Raw genomic sequence first — 20284 nt, 5'->3', positions numbered from 1 at the left:
GGAGCCCCGGATGCGGACCCGACCGGATCCGATTCGTGGTCCCGGGGTGCGGGCCGACGGGCAGGGACTCGGCCTCAGGAGCCGGGGACGCGGTCCGGCTGGCCGACCGCGTCGGTGATGGCCTGCTCCATGTTGCGCAGGAAGCGGGTGACGGTCTCCGTCTCCTCGCGGGTGAGGTTGTCGGCCGCCGCCAGGACTCCCCGTTTCTCGATGTCGAAGGCTGCCTGGAACTCGTCGGTGGCCTTCTCTCCGGGCTCGAGGATGACGGCGCGGCGATCGACGGGATGACGGCGCCTGCGGATGTAGCCGGCCCTTTCGAGGCGGTCGATCACGAGGGTCGTCGAGGCGCTCGAGATGCCGAGTGCGAGTGCAAGTTCCTTGGGGCTCGCTCCCTGGTCCTGCTGCCAGACGGCGAGGAGGTAGCGGAGCGCGGCGAGGTCGGTCTCGTTGACGTTCAGCCGCTGGCTGAGGCTTCGCCGGAGTCCGCTCTCCACGGTGCGGTAGGCCCTCAGCGCGTTGAGTACGTCTACCCCGGTCGCGGCCCTGCCGGCCGTTCCTTCTCCGGACGGGGGGTACCAGTAGCCGGCTCCCTGCCGTGCATCCGAAGGTTCCATGGCTACAGTTTAGACCATCTAGTAGTTCAGCTCTCTAGGTAAGCGCTGTATCTCCCTACTTGCCGGGACGGGAGCTCAGGCCCCGGAGCGTTCCTGCTGCGGGAACGGGAAGTCCAGTTCGAGCATGGCCTTCCCCAGGGCGTCGAGGAAACGGCGGATGGTGTCGCTCTCCTCGGGCGAGAGGGCGCCCGCGATCTCCATCATCCGCTCGTGCATCGTGCCCATGGTCGAGCGCACCTCGTCGTCCGTCGCGGCCGTGGGCCAGATCTCGATGGAGCGTCCGTCGGTTCCGCTCCGTCGCCTCTCGGCGTGGCCGCTCTTCTCGAGGCGGTCGATCAGGACGGTGGTGGCGGCGGTGGAGATCTGGAGCTCGCGCGCCAGTGCGGCCGCGGTGAGAGGGCGTCCCGCCTGCCCTGCGCGGAGCATCAGGCGCAGGGCCGTCATGTCCGTCTTCCCCAGGTGCATCGAATCGCGGCTCTTGCCGCGCATGAAGCTCTCCGCGTTGCGGTAGCAGCGCACTGCCTCGACCAGGTCATCGAGGCGACCGGAGTCCTCGCGGGTGCCGGACCCGGCTGCGGGGGTGCTCGGCTCCACGGCGGCGGAGCTGTCGGAAGGCGTCACGGTTCCAGCGTAATCGACGGCACCGACGTCGTCAGCGCCGTGTGGGTGCGCGAGGTGTGCCTTCCCGTCCCCGGCAGGGAGTGCACAGGCTGTCCTGCTGTCCGGACGGCGATGTCAGGACTGTGCTGTGAGCGCAGCACAGTCCGGACAGACACCGTAGATCTCGACCGTGTGGGCGGCATCGGTGAACCCGTGTTCTGCGGCGATGCGCGCGGCCCACTGCTCGACGGCGGGCGCCTCGACTTCCACGGCCCGTCCGCAGTTCCGGCACAGCAGGTGGTGGTGGTGGTGCTCGACGGCGCACCGGCGGTAGACGGCCTCGTTGTCACCGTTGCGCAGCACGTCCACCAGACCGTCGTCGGCCATGGACTGGAGGATGCGGTAGGTGGTGGCGAGGGACACCGATTCCCCGCGGTCGTGCAGCACCCGGTGGAGCTCCTGCGTGCTGACGAAGTCCGCCAGCACGTCGAGGGCGGCGCTGACGGCCCGCCGCTGGCGCGTGACGCGCTGCTCCTTGCGGGCGGCCTGCGGCGCCGGGTCCGGGTCCGGGCTCGACACCGGGACCGGCCCGGAGACTGCCGTCGGTACTGCCTCGGATGTCGCCTCAGGCGTCATGTCCTACCCTTTCCGCGGGCACTCGGCGGCCCTGGATCAGAGTCAAGATTATCAGCGCCGCCGCGGGTAGTCTGGGCCCATGCTGCTGACGAAGTTCACCCATTCCTGTGTCCGGCTCGAGCAGGACGGGCGCGTACTCGTCATCGACCCGGGAACGTTCTCCGAGGTCGAGGAAGCCCTCGAGGGTGCCGGCGCCGTCCTGGTCACCCACGAGCACCCGGACCACATCGACCTGGACAGGGTCGTCGAGGTGCTGTCCCGGAACACGTCAGTGGACCTGTGGGCACCGCAGGGCGTGGCCGACGCCGTCCGCGAGGGCCTGGGCGACGCCGCAGGGGAGCGGGTCCACGCCGTGGCCGGCGGCGAGGAGTTCTCCGCCGCGGGGTTCGGGGTGCGGTCCTTCGGCGGACAGCACGCGCTCATCCATCCGCTGATCCCGCTCGTCGCCAACGTGGGCTTCCTGATCGGCGGCGTCTACCATCCCGGTGACTCGTTCATCGTGCCGGAGGGCATCGACGTCGACACCCTCCTCGTCCCCGTGCATGCGCCGTGGTCGAAACTGGCGGAAGTGGTGGACTTCGTCGTCTCGGTCCGTGCGCCCCGCGCGTTCCAGATCCACGACGCCCTCCTCAACGACACCGGACTGGGCATGGTCGAGGGCCACGTGACACGCCTCGGTTCGCGGTACGGCACGACCTTCGGCCACCTCACGGTCCGCGAGAGCATCGAGATCTGAGGCGGCCTCTGCTGCCCGCCGTCCTCCCCGCGATGAAGGGCAGGACGGGCAGCTGGGTCCTTCCGCTGCATCTGGACGCACGCACCCGGAAGGGGACGGCGACGAAAGGCGTGTCGGCCGAACGGCCCCTTGGTGTCCGGAGCGCCGTGTGGTGGACTGGCGTGCATCAGGACCGGGCGCGGTCACCACCGCGTCCCGGTCGCCCGTCCCGACAGGAGATCTCGATGAAGACTCTGATGGATGTGCAGGAGCTGCAGGACCGGATGACCTCCGGTGCGCAGACTCTCCTGCTCGATGTTCGCTGGTCCCTGGGCGACCCCTCCGGCCACGAGCATTACCGAGCGGCCCACATACCCGGCGCCGTCTATGTGGACCTGGAGACGCAGCTGTGCGCTCCCGGCGGGCCGGGTCTCGGCCGCCATCCGCTTCCGGACGCCGATGCCCTGCAGGAAGCGGCCCGCCAGTGGGGGCTCGACGACGGTGACACGGTCGTCGCGTACGACGACTCGGGCAACCTCGCCGCCGCGCGCCTTTGGTGGCTCCTGCGTGATGCCGGGTTCGCATCGGTCCGCCTGCTCGACGGCGGCCTCACGACCTGGCGTGCGGCCGGGTTCGACGTCGAGGGCGGGGAGGAGCGGCACTGCGTGGGCAGCGTCCACCTCTCCTCGGGCCACATGCCGGTGGTCTCGATCCCCGACCTCCTCGAGCCGGCGGGAGTCGACGTCCTCCTCGACGCCCGCGCCGGGGAACGCTTCCGGGGCGAGCATGAGCCGGTCGACCCGCAGGCCGGCCATGTCCCCGGGGCCGTCAGCGCACCCACCGCGGACAATCTGGGCGAGGACAGGCGCTTCCGGCCCGTCGAGGAGCTCCGGCGCCGCTTCGCCGCGCTGGGCGCCGACCGCGGGAGGGTCGCGGTCTACTGCGGTTCGGGCATCACCGCCGCCCACGAGATCGCGGCCCTCGAGATCGCGGGAATCGACGCGGCGCTGTTTCCCGGCTCCTGGTCCCAGTGGTCGACGACGCAGGGGCTGCCCGTGGTGACGGGCGGCTGAGGGGAACGGGAGTGCTGTGGCCGCGCGGCCGCTTCCCGCGAAGGCCCGTCGGTTCCTCCACGGGAAGGTCGTGGCCGAGGAGCGCCGGGTCAGCGCCCGGGCGCGGAAGCTGCTCTACAGCACGGCGGTCGTCCTGGTCCTGGCCGGCAGCGGCTTCTTCTTCCTGACCCTGGGTGATGTGCTGCAGAAGGATGACCTGGCCACGCTGGACGGGCCGGTCCATTCGTGGTTCGTCGGCCATCGCGTAGCGGCGGTGACCGTGGTGATGGTGGTCCTGGCCATCGTCTTCGGCCCCGTCGTCATGCCGATCGTCGTCGTGGTGGTGACCGCGGTCTGGATTCTCAGGGCACGCCACATCTGGCGCCCCCTGCTCCTGGCCGGCGCCATGAGCGCGGGAGTGGTCCTTGCCACAGTGATCACGCACCTCGTGGACCGTACCCGCCCGCCAACGGGGGCGATGCTGCTCGGTGTCGACAGCACGTCCTCCTTCCCCTCCGGCCACGTCCTGGGAGCCTCCGACTTCCTGCTCGTCGGAGCGTTCGTCGTGTTCTCCCGCCGCAGGCGACTCGGTGCGGTGCTCGCCGGGTTCCTTGCCGCGTTGGGCGGCATCGCCGCGCAGGTGGTGAGCCGGCTCTACCTCGGCTACCACTGGCTCACCGACACCCTCGCGTCCGTCGCGCTGTCCCTCGTCGTCCTGGGAGTGGTGATCGCACTGGACACGTGGCGTACGGCAGGAGCGCCGCAGGAACCACGGACGGGCCCTGGCCCCTGACGCCGGTGCTGGCCCGTCGCAGGACGGCACGGTAGCGTCGGAACATGAACCCAGGACGCCCCGTACCGCCACCCCTGCGTGGCAGCGTCCAGCTGCCGGGGAGCCCCTCGCACAGGGGCGTTCATTCCGCATTCCGACCAGGAGGACCGATGGCGACGCTTTTCACCCGGATCATCGACGGCGAGGTGCCCGGGCGGTTCGTGTGGCAGGACGACGACGTCGTCGCGTTCCTCACGATCGCGCCCATCACCCCCGGCCACACGCTCGTGGTGCCGCGCCGGGAGATCGAGCACTGGCTGGAGGCCGACCCCGGAACCCTGTCGACGGTGATGGCCGTCGCGCAGACGATCGGCCAGGCGCAGCAGAAGGCTTTCGGGGCCCGGCGTGTGGGGGTCCTGCTCGAGGGCTACGAGGTGCCCCACCTCCACGTCCACGTCTGGCCGACCCAGTCGCCGGAGGACTTCGACGTCAAGAGGGTGGACCTGGCACCCGATCCCGCCGCGATGGACCGGGCCGCCGAGGCTCTCCGCAGTGCACTGCGGGACGCCGGGCACGACGACTCCATACCCGGCTGACGAGTACCTGTCAGCGCGTCGCCGCGAGTGCCTCGTTGAGCGCTGTCCGCACCCGCTTCTCGGACACCGAGTAGGCCGTGCCCAGATCCTGCGCGAACAGGCTGACGCGGAGCTCCTCGATCATCCAGCGGACGCGGGTGAGCGCGGCGGGGCGGTGCCGTCCGGCCGCGAGGGACGCGACGGCGTCGTCGTACTCGTCCTCCAGCCGCTGGACGGCGGCCATGCCGACGCCGTCGCGCTGCACGTTGGTCGGCAGCTTCTCCAGCCGCACCTCGATGGCCTTGAGGTACCGGGGCAGGTGGAAGAGCTGCGCATAGCCCGTCGCCGCCACGAAGCCGGGGTAGACGAGGTGCTCGAGCTGGCTCCGGATGTCGTTGAGGGCCGTGATCAGCGCGAGACTCGTGGTGCCCTTCAGCTGCTTCTGGATACGCCGGTTGCTGGAGAGCACGTTCTCGACCGTTGCCGTCACCGTGAAGACCGTGTCGATCAGTTCGGCGCGGACCTCCTCGTACAACCGGGAAAAGGCATCCTCGGTCCAGGGCAGCTCCTCCGGCACGAGCTTGTCGATCGCTGCCAGGGAGCAGTCCCGGATCAGTTCCGCGACACTGCCGTGCGGGTTCTGGCTGAACGTGAGCTTCTCCGTGTTGCTCAGATGCTCGAGCACGTACTTGGCCGGGCTCGGAATGCGCAGGGAGAGGAGCCTGATGATGCCGGCGCGCATCGCGGCGGCCTGCTCACCCGCCGTGGGGAAGACCCTCAGGCCCACGGAAGAGCCCTCGTCGACGAGAGCGGGGAAACCCGTGACGCGGTGGCCGGCGACGGTGCGGGACACCTCCCGTTCGAGGGTTCCGAACACCCAGGTCTTCTCGCCGGTCCGCTCGGCCACGGCGGGCGCCACGGCGACACCTCCGCGGGGCGTGCCGGGCGAGGAGGACGCCCCGCCTGCCGGCTGCGCGTCCGCTGCGCCGGCGGTGCGCCCGGATCCCCGCCCCGAGGGATGGCTGCCGTTGTCGCCGCGACCGGCAGGGCCGGTGGCACCCTTCCCGCGGCCACCGCCGCGCCCGGGTCCTCCTGCAGGCCGTGTACTGCCCGGAGTGGCGCCGAGGGACTGCGCGATGGCGCGGCTCACCGCCGGCGCCAGGGATTCCTTCAGCGACTCGAGGTCGCGTGACTCGTCGAGCACCCGGCCGCCCGCGTCGACGATACGGAACATCAGCAGCAGGTGCTGGGGGACGGCCGACCAGTTCCACGATCCCGGCGGGATGACGTGTCCGCGCAGGCGCCGCAGGGCGAGTTCGAGGGATGCCTCGAGGTCGTCCTGCGCGGGGTCGAAGTCCGACTCGAGGGTGGCGACCGCCGCCCGGGCGACATCCGGAGCGGGCACGAAGTTCTTCCGAACCTGTTTCGGCAGGGACTTGATCAGGGCTGTGACGAGGTCGACGCGCTGGCCCGGGATCTGCCAGCGGAAGGGTTTCGGGTCGAGCTGGTTGAGGAACAGGACGGGGATGGTCACCGTGACGCCGTCGTGCGCACCCGGGGTCAGGGGTGAGAACTCGTAGGCCAGGGGCAGCTCGAAGCCTGCCTGGTGCCATACGCTCGGGAAGGCCTCCTCGTCGAGCTCCGCGGCATCCTCGCTGAGAAGCTTCTCCGGGTCGAAGTCGAGAAGGTCGGGGCGGTCCTGCCGGGCCGTCTTCCACCAGGAGTCGAAGTGCCTCTCGGACACCACGTCGGGGCCGATCCGCTGGTCGTAGAACTCGAAGAGCGTCTCGTCGTCCACGCGCAGGTCGCGCCGGCGCAGGCGGTTCTCCAGTTCCTCCACCTCGGCGAGCCGGGCCTGGTTGCGGCTGAAGAAGGTGTGGTGCGTCTTCCAGTCGCCTTCGACGAGGGCATGGCGGATGAACAGCTCACGGGCGACCTCGCGGTCGATCCGGCCGTAATTGATGCGGCGCTGCGGCACGATCGGCACGCCGTAGAGCGTGACCTTCTCGTAGGCCATCACGGCACCCATCTTCTTCGACCAGTGGGGCTCGCTGTAGGTGCGCTTCACGAGGTGCGGGGCGACCTGCTCCGCCCACAGCGGGTCGATGCGCGCGACGACGCGGGCCCATAGCCGCGAGGTCTCCACGAGCTCGGCGGCCATGACCCAGTCGGGTGACTTCTTGAAGAGCGCCGACCCGGGGAAGACGGCGAAACGCGTTCCGCGCGCTCCCGCGTACTCGCGCTTGCGCTGGTCGTAGAGCCCGATGTTGCTCAGCAGGCCCGAGAGCAGGCTGATGTGGATCTGCTCGTGGAGTCCCACGGGATCCACGGGACCGGCCGGCAGGGTGATGCCGAGGGGCTTCGCGAGCTGGCGCAGCTGCTGGAAGAGGTCCTGCCACTCCCGCACGCGCAGGTAGTTGATGAACTCGGTCCGGCACAGCTTCCGGAACTGGGTGGAGGAGAGCTCGTCCTGCTTCTCCTGGAGGTAGCGCCAGAGGTTGAGGTAGGCGGTGAAGTCGGAGTTCTCGTCGACGAAGCGCTTGTGCTTCTCGGCCGCCTGCTGCTGTTTGGCAGGCTGGTCCGCGGAGGGCCGCTCGCGCGGATCCTGGATGGTCAGTGCCGCGGCGAGGACCATGACCTCCTTGACGGAACCACGCGAGCCGGCCTCGACGATCATGCGGCCGAGGCGGGGGTCGACGGGGAGCTGGGCGAGCTTCCGGCCCACGGCGGACAGGCTGCCGTCGTCCTTCAGTGCCCCGAGTTCGCGCAGCAGGGTGACGCCGTCGTTGATGGCCTTGGTCTCGGGAGGCTCGACGAAGGGGAACTCGGCGATGTCCTTCGGACTCCGCGTGACGCCCATCGCGGCCATCTGGAGGATGACCGCCGCGAGGCTCGTCCGCAGGATCTCGGGCTCGGTGAAGGGCCTGCGCGAGGCGAAGTCCTCCTCCGAGTAGAGGCGGATCGCGATCCCGTTCGAGACGCGTCCGCTGCGGCCCGACCGCTGGTTCGCCGAGGCCTGCGAGACGCGCTCGATCGGCAGGCGCTGCACCTTCGTCCGGTGGGAGTAGCGGGAGATACGCGCGGTCCCCGTGTCGATCACGTACTTGATCCCGGGGACCGTCAGCGACGTCTCGGCGACGTTCGTCGCGAGCACGATGCGGCGGTGGCTGCCCGTGGGGCGGAAGACGCGGTGCTGCTCCTCGAGCGAGAGCCGGGCGAACAGGGGCAGGACCTCCGTGCCACGCAGGCGGGACGTGGACTGGATGCGGGCCCGGAGGGCGTCGGCGGCGTCGCGGATCTCGCGCTCGCCGGAGAAGAACACGAGGATGTCGCCGGGAGCCTCGAGCGAGAGTTCGTCCACGGCGTCGCACACGGCATCGAGCGGGTCGCGCTCCTCCTCCAGCTCGCTGTCCGCGCCGCCGTCGCCGTCGTCGAGTCCGCCCGGCGGCTGGTCGAGCGGACGGTACCGGATCTCCACGGGGTAGGTGCGCCCGGAGACCTCGATGATGGGTGCGGGCGAGGAGTCCTCGATGGCGGCATCGGCGGCGAAGTGGGCCGCGAAGCGTTCCGGGTCGATGGTCGCCGACGTGATGATGACCTTGAGGTCGGGCCGCTCGGGCAGGATGCGCCGAAGGTACCCGAGGATGAAGTCGATGTTGAGGCTGCGCTCGTGGGCCTCGTCGATGATGATGGTGCTGTACTTGCGCAGCATCCGATCGTGCTGGATCTCGGCGAGCAGGATGCCGTCGGTCATCAGCTTGATCTTCGTCTTCCGGCCCACCGAACCCGTGAAGCGGACCTGGTAGCCGACCTCCTCGCCGAGGTCCACCTGGAGTTCCTCGGCGATACGCTCGGCGACGGTCCGGGCCGCGAGCCGCCGGGGCTGGGTGTGGCCGATCAGCCCGTGCTCGGCCAGGCCGAGTTCGAGGCACATCTTGGGGATCTGCGTCGTCTTCCCGGACCCGGTCTCGCCGGCGATGATGGTGACCTGGTTCGCTGCGATGGCAGCCATGATGTCTGCCCGGCGTTCCGAGACGGGAAGGTCCGCGGGGTAGGAGATTGTCAGTGCCATAGTTGCCTACCAGTCTAGTTCGTCGCACCGACCGGCAGGCCTGCGTTCACTGTCGGCCGGGGCTTGCCTTGCCGACGGCACCGGCTCCGTCCTGTCCGGTCCCGTCCTGTCCGGGTCCTCGGGCTGAGCGGCGCAGGCGGTCGGCGATCACGAGGGCGCGCTCGCGCATCGCGGCGGGCTCGATGACCTCGAAGTCGATGTCCCAGCTCGCGAGGTAGGCCAGCGGGAAATCGAGGGAGTCGAAGCCCGCCCGGAGCAGCGTGTGCTCCTCGCCGTCCGCCTCGAGGGTCCCCGTGGTCGCGGGGACGTGTGCCTCCAGCTCGCTCAGGGGCGCGGAGAACCGGATGACGGCGTCATAGGAGAAGGGCGACCGCGTGATGGACTCCTGGACGTAGACGGCGAGGTCCGGCGCCGGCAGCGGCCGGGGCACGAAACGGTCCCTCGCCAGGGGCACGCTCCGGCATCTGTCCACCCGGAAGGTCCGCCAGCCCTCGCGCTCGCGGTCGAAGGCCACGAGGTACCAGCGCCGGCCCGTGTCCACGAGGCGGTACGGCTCGACGACCCGCCGGGATGATTCGCCGTCGTGCCGGTCGTACCGGAACGCGACGCAGCGGCGTTCGGTGATGGCTGCGGAGAGGGCGGTGAGCACCTCGGGATCGACGGGTGTGCTGGCGGCCGCCATCCGGGTCACTGCGGACCGCAGCCCCGAGAAGCGGGGCCGAAGGCGGGGAGGCAGGACCTGCTCGAGCTTGGTGAGCGCACGGACGGAGGCTTCGCCCACGCCCGAGACCGGGCTGGCCGTGACCGCCGTCAGCCCGATCGCGACGGCGAGCGCCTCGTCGTCGTCAAGCAGGAGCGGGGGGAGCTGGGCACCGGCGCCGAGCTGGTACCCGCCGGCAATGCCGGGGGAGGCGTTGATGGGGTAGCCCAGCGTGCGCAGCTTCCCGATGTCCCGCCGTACGGTGCGTTCCGTGACGTCCATGCGCTGGGCCAGGGCCGGGCCGGTCCACTCGCGCCGCAGCTGCAGGAGGGAGAGGAGCTGCAGCAGGCGGGCCGAGGTCTCGATCATGCCACCACGGTACGACGGGAAGCGGACGAAAGCTGTCCGCGATCCCGTCCGGCCCCGGCGGGGCGCGTGCTGTGGAGCCCACCGAAAACAGAACCGCCGCCGGCCTGGTGGCCGACGGCGGTGGACTCTGCGTGAGTCGGGGTGCCCTCGATAGGATTCGAACCTACGACCTTCTGCTCCGGAGGCAGACGCTCTATCCCCTGAGCTACGAAGGCAGACACGGGAACTCCCGGATCCGTAAGGGACTCATCGAGCTTAGCAGGTAGTGCTTCTCCCGGAAAACGCGGCGGCGGACGGGCGGTCAGTAGCCCAGGAAGGCGTCCGTGCGCACGCGTGCAACGCCGGCCTTGCGGACTTCCGCGCGGATCTCGCCGATGAGCTTCGGCGAGCCCGAGACGAGCACCCTGCGCTTCCTGAGGTCCGGCACGGCGGCGAGGAGGCTCTCCGCATCAGGAGCCGGGCCCCCGTAGGTCCAGGTGCCGGGCAGGTCCGGGGCCTCCCCGCCGGGCACGAACAGCACCACGCGGGTGCCGAGGTCGGCCAGCTCGTCCCGGAACGCGATGTCCTCCTTGCTCCGGACGACGTAGGCGAGGACGACGTCGCGTTCCTCGCCGCGCGCGGCCAGGTCCCGTAGCTGGCTGATGAACGGCGTCACGCCGATCCCTCCGGCCGCGAGCAGCAGGGGCACCGACCGGTCGCGCGGCAGGCAGAAATCGCCGCCCACGAGGGTGCCGGTGATGCGGGCCTCCCTGGGCAGCTCGAGGAGTGCCTTCTTGAAGGAGCTGCCCGATTCCGTGGTCCGGACACCGAACGTGACCGCGGTGTCCTGCGGTGCGGACGTGATGCTGAAGACCCTGCGGCTGCCGCGCCCGTCGGCGTCGCGGTGCGGCATGCTGAGCTCCATGTACTGGCCGGCACGGAAGCGCACGGGCCGCGAGGGCTCGAAGACGAGTTCGGTGCTGGTCGGTGTGAGCGGCCGCGCGCCGGCGAAGGACAGCCGCACGCCGCGCCGCTGGCCTAGGAGGAAGGCTCCCGCGTTGCCGATGACCAGGGCGAACTCCGGGCCGAGGAAGACCGGACCGATGGACAGCTGGAGCGCGAGGACGGTGGCGACGATCGCGGCGAACAGCCATTGCTGCCAGCGAAGCGGCGGCAGGGTGAGCGGCTCGGTCATCATGAACCCCACGAGGAACAGGAGGGGGTACGACGTGAGGACCAGCTGCAGGCCCGCGGCGGGACTCATGCCGCCCTGCACCAGTCCGACGAGCAGGATGCCGATGCCCACGACGAGGAACACCGCGGCCATGGAGAGCTTCCGCGTCCGGTAGAGGAGGAGGGCGGCGCCGACGGCGACGACGGGGAGCATGTAGGCGTTGGCGACCCACCATCCCGCTGCCCCCACTCCCAGCAGGGTCGCGACGACGGCGCCCGTCGCGGCGGGGTTGAAGATGTGCCGCCCCCGGAAGGCCAGCAGGAACTTCGACGCTCCGGCGGCTATGCCGGCCACCAGGATGCCGCCGAGGCCGGCCGTGGTACCCGACGGGAACATGATGAGGAACACGATCAGTCCCGTGATGAGCGACGAGTCCCCGTGCGGACGCAGCCGCAGGATAAGGGCCAGGAGCCGTGTGCCGATGATCGTTCCGCCGACGGCGGCGAGGAGGGTCCCGCCGAGTTCGGCCGGCGAGAACGCGAGGAGGCCCGCCAGCGACAGCACGAGGGCCTCGACGGTCAGGACCAGGAGCAGGGCCAGCGTCAGCCGGTACATGGTCAGGCGGCCCAGCAGGGCGTCGAGTCGTGCGGTCATCGGAACAGGGCTCCTGCGAGGGGGGCGGAATAGCGGGCGCGTCCGTCCGAGTACACCACGACGTAGTCGAACGTGAAGGCCTCAGCGAGCGCCGCGGGGTCGGTGACGAAGAGGGCGGTGCACAGTCCGTCGGCGGTCATGGCGTCCTCCGCGAGGACCCATGTCGCGACGACCGTGTCGACGCAGCGGCCCGTGCGGGCATCGAGGATGTGGTGCAGCCCGTCGCCCCACACCCTGCGGTTGGACGCGGACGCGCAGAGCGCCGCGGAGCCCAGGCGGACGGTCCCGATGGCGGACGACGGATCGTAGGGATGCTCGAGGGCGACGGTGATGGCGTCGGAGCCGGTTCGCCGCATATCGCCGCCGGCGTCCACGATCACGTCCTCGTGGCCCGCGGCGACGAGGCTTTCCAGCAGGAGGTCCACGAGCTGGCCCTTGCCCGCCGCACCGACGTCCAGGAGGGCCGGCTCGCGCAGGGTGATGCCCTGGCCCGTCCACTGCAGGACGTCGTCCCACGCGCGTGCCGGCGCCGGCTCCGCCGTCACGGTGAAGGAGTAGGCGGCGTCGTACCCCGAGGCCGCCAGCCGGTCCCCGACGAGGGGTGAGACACCGCCGTCGGTGAGGTCGTAGAGAGTACGCAGGAGCCCGCCGAGCCGTGCACCGTGGTCCGGCAGGGCGAGCTGACCGCCGTCGGCCGCGAGCGCTGTGACTCCCGAGTCGCTCCGGAAGCGCGAGTAGAGCCCGTCGTACTCCTCCACGAGGCGCAGCAGGTCCCTTGTCTGCTCCGGCGCCAGCGGCGCGGTACAGTCCACGCGCCAGCGGGTGCCGATCGCGTCGAAGCCGAAGGAGGCGGTCATGCCGCGCCTAGAGCCCGGCTTCGCTCTTGATCTTGCCGGTCGCATCGTTGAAGCCACCGCTGGTCAGCGAGGAACCCGCCACCTTGTCGACGGAGAGTTCGTCGAGCTTCTTCCCGACGATGGCGTCCGAGATGCCCCCCGCGAAGCGCCCCTGGTACTCCCTCGTGGTCGGGTTGTCGGGTTTCGGTTCGACCGTGACGGCAGTGACGACGTCGGCCTCGAGTGTGAGGGTCACGCCCACTTCCTCCGGTCCTGCGGGTGACTGGTAGGAACCCGTCGAGGTGTAGGTGCCGTCCCTGTAGGCCTGCTCGCCGGCGGCGGCCCCGGCAGCTCCGGTCTCCATCGGTCCGGCGGCCGCCGACTCCTCCGGTCCGGTGGCGGCGGGAGCATCCGCAGCGGTCCCTGCCGGCGTTCCGGCCTCGGCGCCCGCACAGCCCGCGGCACCGAGGATCGACACGGCGGCGAGTGCTGTCAGCACGCGCTTGTGCGCGGGGAAGGCGGTCCGGCCGGTCATTCCGGGTCGGGACGTCGTGCTGGACGTCATGGCGGCGGGTGGGGCCGCGGATCTGTCATCGGAACTGTCAACGGGTGTGCCGGCCGGGCCTGTTCTGGTCACTGCGTGCTCCTGGTGGTCGTCGGGGTGCGGCGGACTCCGCACAGGAATGGTTGAATCTGAAAGTAACGTGCGGAATCAGTCCAGCGTTCCACCGATGGTTCGTTTCTGACAGCCCCGCGGACTGTTCCGCCCGGTCCCGGCCGCTCCCGGAGCCGGGCGACCGGGCAGCGCGAGTTGAGCCGCGTCACGAAAATCAGGGTGCCGCGGCCCGTGTCGCTATGCTTGACGGGTGACTCCCGAAGAACTCTCTGCCGCTATATCCGCATGCCTGAAGGCCGCCGTCGAGGCGGGTGACCTCAGCATCGACCTCCCCTCCGAGGTGCGGGTGGAGCGACCCAAGAACCGGGAGCACGGCGACTGGGCGACGAACATCGCCCTCCAGCTCGGCAAGAAGGCGGGCATGAACCCGCGGGCCTTCGCCCAGCTCCTGAGCGACCGCCTCGCCGCGATCGTTGGCGTGAAGAGCGTCGACATCGCCGGTCCGGGCTTCCTCAACATCACGCTCGACGCCGGGGCCGCGGGCGAGCTGGCCCGCACGATCGTCGAGGCCGGCCCCGCCTACGGCACCAACGAGGCACTCGCGGGCCACACCATCAACATGGAGTTCGTATCGGCCAACCCGACGGGTCCGCTGCACCTCGCCCACACGCGGTGGGCCGCCCTCGGTGATTCCATCGCGCGCGTACTCCGGGCCAGCGGTGCACAGGTGACCACGGAGTACTACATCAATGACGCCGGCACCCAGATGAACAACTTCGCAGCCTCCGTGCTTGCGACCATCAAGGGCCGACCGACGCCGGAGGGCGGTTACCCCGGCCAGTACATCGCCGATCTAGGCCGCTCCGTCCTCGCCGACCGCCCCGAGGTCGCGGACCTAGACGACGACACCGCGCTCCCGATCGTGCGCGCCCTCGCCTACGAGGCACAGATGGCCGATATCAAGGAGACGCTGGCGGACTTCGGAGTGCACTTCGACGTGTTCTTCTCCGAGTCCGCACTGCACGACGGCGGCGCCGTGGAGCAGGCTGTCGACCGCCTGCGCGAGCAGGGCCACGTGTTCGACGAGGACGGCGCCGTCTGGCTCCGCACGACCGACTTCGGCGATGATAAGGACCGCGTTCTCATCAGGGCCAACGGCGAGCCCACGTACTTCGCCTCCGACGCTGCGTACTACCTCTCCAAGAAGGACCGGGGCTTCCCCGAGAAGATCTACCTCCTCGGAGCGGACCACCACGGCTACATCGGTCGCCTCAAGGCCATCGCGGCCTGCGCCGGCGACGACATGGAGGAGAACATCCAGGTCCTCATCGGCCAGATGGTGTCCGTGAACGGCGCCCGGCTCTCCAAGCGCGCCGGCAACATCATCGAGCTGCGGGACCTGCTCGACTGGCTCGGCAAGGACGCGTTGCGCTACTCCCTCGGACGGTCGCCGGCCGACTCGGCCATGTCCATCGATCCCGAGCTACTGCGGAAGAACACCAACGAGAACCCCGTGTTCTACGTGCAGTACGCGCATGCCCGGACGCACGCCGTCGCACGCAATGCCGTGTCCGCCGGAGTGGACACCAGCACCTTCGACGCCGCGTCACTGAGCCACCCCACCGAGGGCGAACTGCTGGCTGCGCTCGGCCAGTTCCCCGGCGTCGTCGCGCAGTCCGCGACCTTCCGCGAGCCGCACCGCGTGGCGCGGCACCTGGAGGTCATCGCGGGGACCTACCACCGCTGGTACGACGCCTGCCGCGTGGCACCGCTCGGTGACGCCGCGGTCGAGGACGTGCACCGCTCGCGCCTGTGGCTGAACAACGCGACGCAGCAGGTCCTGGCGAACGGCCTGGACCTCCTCGGCGTGTCCGCGCCGGAGAGGATGTAGCCGTGGCCGCCGAAGCATCCCCGCTCGCCCCGGAGTGGCTGTCCGTTCCCGTCGACCCGGCCCGGCTCGACGCCAAGCTGTGGGCCGAGGACGTGGACCGCGGACCGGACGGCGTGCTGCAGGTCGACGGGATCCCCGTGACCGAGCTCGCCCGGCAGTACGGCACCCCCCTGTTCGTCGTGTCCGAGGGTGACTTCCGCACCCGTGCGGCCACCTTCCGCGACGCGTTCGACGACGCGTTCCGGGACCTCTGCGGGGGAGTGGACGTGTTCTACGCGGGCAAGTCCTTCCTCTGCACGGAGGTCGCGCACTGGGTACGCGAGGAAGGGCTCGGCCTCGACACGTGCTCCGGCGGCGAGCTCGCCGTGGCCCTCCGTGCCGGCCTGCCCGGCTCCCGGCTCGGGCTCCACGGGAACAACAAGTCGGCGGCGGAGATCACCCGCGCCATCGACGCGGATCTCGGACGGATCGTCGTCGACAGCCTCCAGGAGGTCGCCCTCGTCGGGGACCTCGCCCTGCAGCGGGGCCGCCAGGCCAACGTCATGCTCCGCCTCACGCCGGGGGTCCACGCGCACACGCACGAGTTCATCGCGACGGCCCACGAGGACCAGAAGTTCGGGCTCTCCCTGACCACCGAGCAGGGTCCGGGACAGGCGGACGGGGGCGATGGCGATGCCTCCTCGCCCGCCGCGCGCGCCGTCGCGGACGCCCTGGCCCACCCCGGCATCAACCTCCTCGGCGTGCACTGCCACATCGGGTCGCAGATCTTCGAGCCCGAGGGCTTCGAACTCGCGGCGCAGCGGCTGCTGGGATTCCTGGCCGGAGTCCGCGACCGCCACGGAGTCGAACTCGCGGAACTCGACCTCGGCGGCGGCTACGGCATCGCCTACACCGAGGCCGACGAGCCGCGCCCCGCGGCAGAGATCGCGCGCGCCATGGCCGCCGTCGTCGGTGCCACCTGCCGCGAGCTGGGACTGCGCGTGCCCCGGATCTCGATCGAGCCGGGCCGCGCCATCGTGGGCCCGACGACCTTCACCCTCTACACCGCGGGCACCACGAAGACGGTGCGCGTCGACGCGGCCGCGAACGGGTCCGAGGTGGTGGCGGACACCTCCGTTACGCATCCGCGACGCTATGTGTCGGTGGACGGGGGCATGAGCGACAACGCCCGTCCGGTGCTCTACGGCGCGGATTACTCGGCCGTTCTGGCCTCGAGGACCCCGGAGGCGAGCCCCGTGCTCTCCCGTGTGGTTGGAAAACACTGCGAGAGCGGTGACATTGTGGTGAGGGACGTCTACCTCCCGGATGACACCGGAGCGGGCGACCTCCTCGCCGTCCCGGGCACCGGAGCCTACTGCTGGGTGCTGTCGAGCAACTACAACTACCTGACGCGCCCGCCCGTCGTGGCGGTGGCCGACGGTGCTGCCCGGCTCATCGTGCGCGGTGAGACCGAGGAGGACCTGTTCCGCAGGGACGTCCAGCGCGAACCCGCATTGCCAGCCACGGATTCAGGAGCACCACGGACCGCATGAACTCACCAGCAACGCCCCCCGCACAGCCCCTGCGCGTAGCCCTGCTCGGCTGCGGCAACGTCGGCTCGCAGGTAGCCCGCATCCTCCTCGAGGACGCGGAGAACCTCGGCCGCCGTGTCGGAGCCCCGCTCGAACTCATCGGGATCGCGGTCCGCACGCTCGACGCCCGGCGTGACGTCGACCTCCCTGCCGGACTCCTCACGCTCGACGCCGAGGCGCTCGTCGAGGACGCGGACATCGTGATCGAACTGATGGGCGGCATCGAGCCTGCCAAGTCCCTGATCCTCCGCGCGATCGAGCACGGAGCGACCGTCGTCAGCGGCAACAAGGCACTCCTGGCCCAGGACGGACCGGAACTCTACGAGAAGGCGGACGCCGCGGGGGTCCAGCTGTCCTACGAGGCCGCCGTCGCCGGCGCAGTCCCGATCCTGCGGCCCATCCAGGACAGCCTCTCCGGCGACCGCATCACGCGCGTCCTCGGGATCGTCAACGGCACCACGAACTACATCCTCGACCAGATGGACACCACCGGCGCGTCCTTCGCCGATGCCCTCAAGGCGGCCCAGGACCTCGGCTACGCAGAGGCGGACCCGACCGCCGACGTCGAGGGCCACGACGCCGCCGCGAAGGCCGCCATCCTCGCATCGCTGTCCTTCCACACGCGCTTCGGCCTCGAGAACGTCTTCTGCGAGGGCATCACGGCCGTCACGGCCGACGACATCGCGGCCGCCGCCGAGGACGGCTACGTCATCAAGCTCCTGGCCATCGCCGAGCTGCTGACCGACGACGCCGGATCCGCGGGCGCCGGCGTACGCGTGCACCCGACGCTGCTGCCGAGGTCCCACCCGCTGGCCGCGGTCCGCGGAGCCTTCAACGCCGTCTTCATCGAGGCGGAGAATGCCGGCGAGCTCATGTTCTACGGCCAGGGCGCGGGCGGCACCCCGACCGCGTCGGCCGTGCTCGGAGACGTCGTCAGCGCCGCACGCCGCATGGTGCTGGGCGGCCCGGGACGGACGGAGACCACCACCGGTCACGTTCCGGCGCTGAGCATCGACACCGTGCGCACGAGCTACTGCATCGGGCTGGAGGTCGCGGACCAGCCGGGCGTCCTCGCGCGCATCGCTCAGATCTTCGCCGAGAACGGCGTGTCCATCGAGACCATGCGCCAGCGCATCCATCAGGGCGGGCCCGACGGCGGTACGACCGCCGAGCTGCGCATCGTCACGCACCGCGCACCCGAGGCGTCCCTCGCCGCGACCGTTAAGCAGGTCGCCGCGCTCGATGTCATCACCGCCGTCTCATCCGTTCTTCGAGTAGAGGGAATCTAAGTGGCCCACCAGTGGCGCGGAGTCATCCGCGAATACGCCGAACGCCTGCCAGTCACGGACGCCACCGAGGTCATCACCCTCGGCGAGGGCGGAACGCCGCTCGTGCACGCCCGGCACCTGTCCGAGCTGACGGGCTCGGCCGTCTACCTGAAGGTCGAGGGCATGAACCCCACGGGTTCCTTCAAGGACCGCGGGATGACCATGGCCATGACGGCCGCCGTCGCCGCCGGTGCGAAGGCCGTGGTCTGCGCCTCGACGGGCAACACCTCCGCCTCCGCCGCCGCGTACGCCACGCAGGCCGGTATCACGTGCGCCGTCCTCGTGCCGGACGGCAAGATCTCCATGGGCAAGCTCAGCCAGGCGATCGCCCACGGAGCCCAGCTCCTGCAGGTCAACGGCAACTTCGACAACTGCCTCGACGTGGCCCGGAAGCTCGCTGAGGCGTACCCCGTGTTCCTCGTGAACTCGGTGAACCCGGCACGGCTCGAAGGCCAGAAGACGGCGGCCTTCGAGGTCGTCGACACGCTCGGCGACGCGCCGGACTACCACCTCATGCCCGTCGGGAACGCCGGGAACATCAGCGCGTACTGGAAGGGCTACAAGGAGTACGCGGCGCCCTACGCCTCGATGCACGCCGGGGAGCTTCCCGCCGTCGCGACCCGCACGCCGATCATGTGGGGATTCCAGGCGGAGGGTGCATCGCCGCTCGTCAAGGGTCACCCGATCACCGAGCCGGACACCATCGCCACCGCCATCCGGATCGGCAACCCGGCGTCCTGGGACTTCGCGGTCGCGGCGCGGGACGAGTCCGGCGGCCTCATCGAGGCCGTGACGGACGACGAGATCCTCGCCGCGCACCGCTGGCTGTCCTCGCGGGAGGGCGTCTTCGTCGAACCCGCGTCCGCCGCCGGTGTCGCCGGGCTCATCAAGAAACACGCGGAAGGCCTCGTCCCGACGGGCAAGACGATCGTCATCACCGTTACGGGCCATGGCCTCAAGGATCCGCAGTGGGCGCTGCGCACCGCGGACGGTTCGGATGTAGAACCGACCAAGGTGGAGTTCGACGTCGTGAGCGTCGCTGCGGCGCTCGGGCTCGAAGACTGACATGGCGGGCCTGCACGCGGCACCCGCGTCGTCGAACGTGCTCGACCTCCCGACGGTCGAGGCCGGCCAGGACATCGTCGTCCGGGTACCGGCCACGAGTGCGAACCTCGGACCCGGCTTCGACACCCTGGGCCTCGCGCTGACCCTGCACGACACCGTGCGTGTCCGCACGACGACGTCGGGATCCACGACGGTGCGCCCCACGGGGGAGGGCGCCGAGGCCCTCCCGACCGACGAGACCCACCTCGTCGCGAGCTCGCTCATCAGCACCCTGCATCGCGCGGGGCGCCGTGCGCCCGGACTCGAACTCGACACCACGAACGTCATCCCGCACGGCAGGGGGATGGGCTCCTCGGCGTCCGCGATCGTCGCCGGAGTCCTCGCCGGCAACGCCCTGCTCCCCGTCGGCGAACAGCTCGACGCCGAGCACCTCCTGCAGTGGGCAGCCACGATCGAGGGCCACCCGGACAACGTCGCGCCTGCCCTGATGGGAGCCCTGGCGATCTCGTGGGAGAGCGGCAGGGCCTACCACAGCACACGTGTGGAGGTGCACCCGGACGTCATCCCCGTGCTCGCCGTACCGGATCTGGCACTGTCCACGGAGAGCGCCCGGGCGCTCCTCCCGCCGTCGGTCTCCCACCGCAGCGCCGCGGCGAATGCCGGACGCGCAGCCCTCCTGGTGCACGCCCTCGGTGCCGATCCGTCGCTGCTGTTCTTCGCCACGCAGGACTCGCTGCACCAGGACTACCGCGCGCCGGCCATGCTACCCAGCGCCACCCTCCTGCGCGGACTGCGGGCCGCCGGTTTCGCCAGTACCATCTCCGGGGCAGGGCCGAGCGTCCTGACCCTCGCCGTGGGCGAGGCCGGGGCCCTCAAGGCGGAGGACGCCGTGCGCGCACTGGTCGGACAGGGCGACACGCCGGGGATCTGGCGGGTTCTCCGGCTAGCAGTGGAGCGGGAAGGTGCTAAAGTAGGAGTGCACCAAGGGTAGTAACCGCCCAGGCGGAATTACTGCGTCTGTTGAAACGTGAAAGACTCCAACAGGCATTGTGTGCTTCTGTTGAG

17 protein-coding genes and 1 tRNA gene are annotated in these 20284 nt (G+C 70.3%); 9 read left to right on the top strand and 9 right to left on the bottom strand.

Annotated features, from left to right (window positions below):
* Window positions 1-74: 74 nt before the first annotated feature.
* From ACX80H_RS03685 to ACX80H_RS03675, 3 genes are all read right to left on the bottom strand, one after another.
* Entirely contained in the window at window positions 75-614 is a 540-nt protein-coding gene (locus tag ACX80H_RS03685) for a MarR family winged helix-turn-helix transcriptional regulator (protein WP_459311108.1), read from the bottom strand.
* Window positions 615-689: 75 nt separating this feature from the next.
* Window positions 690-1235: a MarR family winged helix-turn-helix transcriptional regulator gene (locus tag ACX80H_RS03680; RefSeq protein WP_459311106.1), complete on the bottom strand. Its 546-nt coding sequence runs from the start codon at window positions 1233-1235 to the stop codon at window positions 690-692.
* A 114-nt stretch (window positions 1236-1349) separates the two neighbouring features.
* The gene (locus tag ACX80H_RS03675; RefSeq protein WP_459311105.1) at window positions 1350-1850 is read right to left on the bottom strand and encodes a Fur family transcriptional regulator; all 501 of its coding nucleotides are present in this window, start codon (window positions 1848-1850) and stop codon (window positions 1350-1352) included.
* A gap of 79 nt (window positions 1851-1929) precedes the next feature.
* Between ACX80H_RS03675 and ACX80H_RS03670 the strand changes: the two genes are divergently transcribed.
* The 4 genes from ACX80H_RS03670 (at window position 1930) to ACX80H_RS03655 (ending at window position 4985) form a co-directional block, all read left to right on the top strand.
* On the top strand, window positions 1930-2586 hold the full coding sequence (locus ACX80H_RS03670; RefSeq protein WP_459311104.1) for an MBL fold metallo-hydrolase: 657 nt from the start codon (window positions 1930-1932) through the stop codon (window positions 2584-2586).
* Window positions 2587-2810: 224 nt separating this feature from the next.
* Complete coding sequence (locus ACX80H_RS03665) at window positions 2811-3638, top strand: sulfurtransferase (protein ID WP_459311103.1); 828 nt, start codon at window positions 2811-2813, stop codon at window positions 3636-3638.
* A 16-nt stretch (window positions 3639-3654) separates the two neighbouring features.
* Complete coding sequence (locus ACX80H_RS03660; RefSeq protein ID WP_459311102.1) at window positions 3655-4410, top strand: phosphatase PAP2 family protein; 756 nt, start codon at window positions 3655-3657, stop codon at window positions 4408-4410.
* A gap of 149 nt (window positions 4411-4559) precedes the next feature.
* On the top strand, window positions 4560-4985 hold the full coding sequence (locus ACX80H_RS03655) for an HIT family protein (protein ID WP_459311100.1): 426 nt from the start codon (window positions 4560-4562) through the stop codon (window positions 4983-4985).
* Window positions 4986-4995: 10 nt separating this feature from the next.
* Here ACX80H_RS03655 and hrpA read toward each other — a convergent pair whose 3' ends face one another.
* The 6 genes from hrpA to ACX80H_RS03625 all read right to left on the bottom strand — a co-directional run bounded on the left by hrpA (window position 4996) and on the right by ACX80H_RS03625 (window position 13385).
* Window positions 4996-9036 (bottom strand): ATP-dependent RNA helicase HrpA, encoded by a 4041-nt coding sequence (gene hrpA, locus ACX80H_RS03650; protein ID WP_459311098.1) that lies wholly within the window; start codon window positions 9034-9036, stop codon window positions 4996-4998.
* Window positions 9037-9082: 46 nt separating this feature from the next.
* Window positions 9083-10105: a helix-turn-helix transcriptional regulator gene (locus ACX80H_RS03645; RefSeq protein ID WP_459311096.1), complete on the bottom strand. Its 1023-nt coding sequence runs from the start codon at window positions 10103-10105 to the stop codon at window positions 9083-9085.
* 142 nt (window positions 10106-10247) lie between these two features.
* Window positions 10248-10320 (bottom strand) — tRNA-Arg (locus ACX80H_RS03640).
* An 86-nt stretch (window positions 10321-10406) separates the two neighbouring features.
* Complete coding sequence (locus tag ACX80H_RS03635; RefSeq protein WP_459311094.1) at window positions 10407-11912, bottom strand: FAD-dependent oxidoreductase; 1506 nt, start codon at window positions 11910-11912, stop codon at window positions 10407-10409.
* Entirely contained in the window at window positions 11909-12769 is an 861-nt protein-coding gene (locus ACX80H_RS03630) for an FAD:protein FMN transferase (protein ID WP_459311092.1), read from the bottom strand. Before ACX80H_RS03630 ends, ACX80H_RS03635 begins: the two co-directional genes overlap by 4 nt.
* A 7-nt stretch (window positions 12770-12776) precedes the next feature.
* Window positions 12777-13385, bottom strand: a complete 609-nt coding sequence (locus tag ACX80H_RS03625) for an FMN-binding protein (RefSeq protein WP_459311090.1) — start codon at window positions 13383-13385, stop codon at window positions 12777-12779.
* A 229-nt stretch (window positions 13386-13614) separates the two neighbouring features.
* Between ACX80H_RS03625 and argS the strand changes: the two genes are divergently transcribed.
* Genes argS through thrB form a run of 5 tightly spaced genes read left to right on the top strand, consistent with a single transcriptional unit; the run spans window position 13615 to window position 20210 of the window.
* Complete coding sequence (gene argS / locus ACX80H_RS03620) at window positions 13615-15255, top strand: arginine--tRNA ligase (protein WP_459311088.1); 1641 nt, start codon at window positions 13615-13617, stop codon at window positions 15253-15255.
* A 2-nt stretch (window positions 15256-15257) separates the two neighbouring features.
* The gene (gene lysA, locus ACX80H_RS03615) at window positions 15258-16787 is read left to right on the top strand and encodes a diaminopimelate decarboxylase (protein WP_459311086.1); all 1530 of its coding nucleotides are present in this window, start codon (window positions 15258-15260) and stop codon (window positions 16785-16787) included.
* Window positions 16784-18115, top strand: a complete 1332-nt coding sequence (locus ACX80H_RS03610; RefSeq protein WP_459311085.1) for a homoserine dehydrogenase — start codon at window positions 16784-16786, stop codon at window positions 18113-18115. Before lysA ends, ACX80H_RS03610 begins: the two co-directional genes overlap by 4 nt.
* Window positions 18116-19219, top strand: coding sequence for a threonine synthase (thrC, locus tag ACX80H_RS03605; RefSeq protein ID WP_301226870.1), 1104 nt, complete (start codon window positions 18116-18118; stop codon window positions 19217-19219).
* 1 nt (window position 19220) lies between these two features.
* Window positions 19221-20210 carry a homoserine kinase gene (gene thrB / locus ACX80H_RS03600; protein ID WP_459311084.1) on the top strand — a complete coding sequence of 330 codons (990 nt, stop codon included), beginning with the start codon at window positions 19221-19223 and terminating at the stop codon, window positions 20208-20210.
* Window positions 20211-20284: the final 74 nt, after the last annotated feature.

This window comes from Arthrobacter pasteuri (genome assembly GCF_054510955.1).
This window is presented reverse-complemented; position numbering and strand designations above follow the sequence as displayed.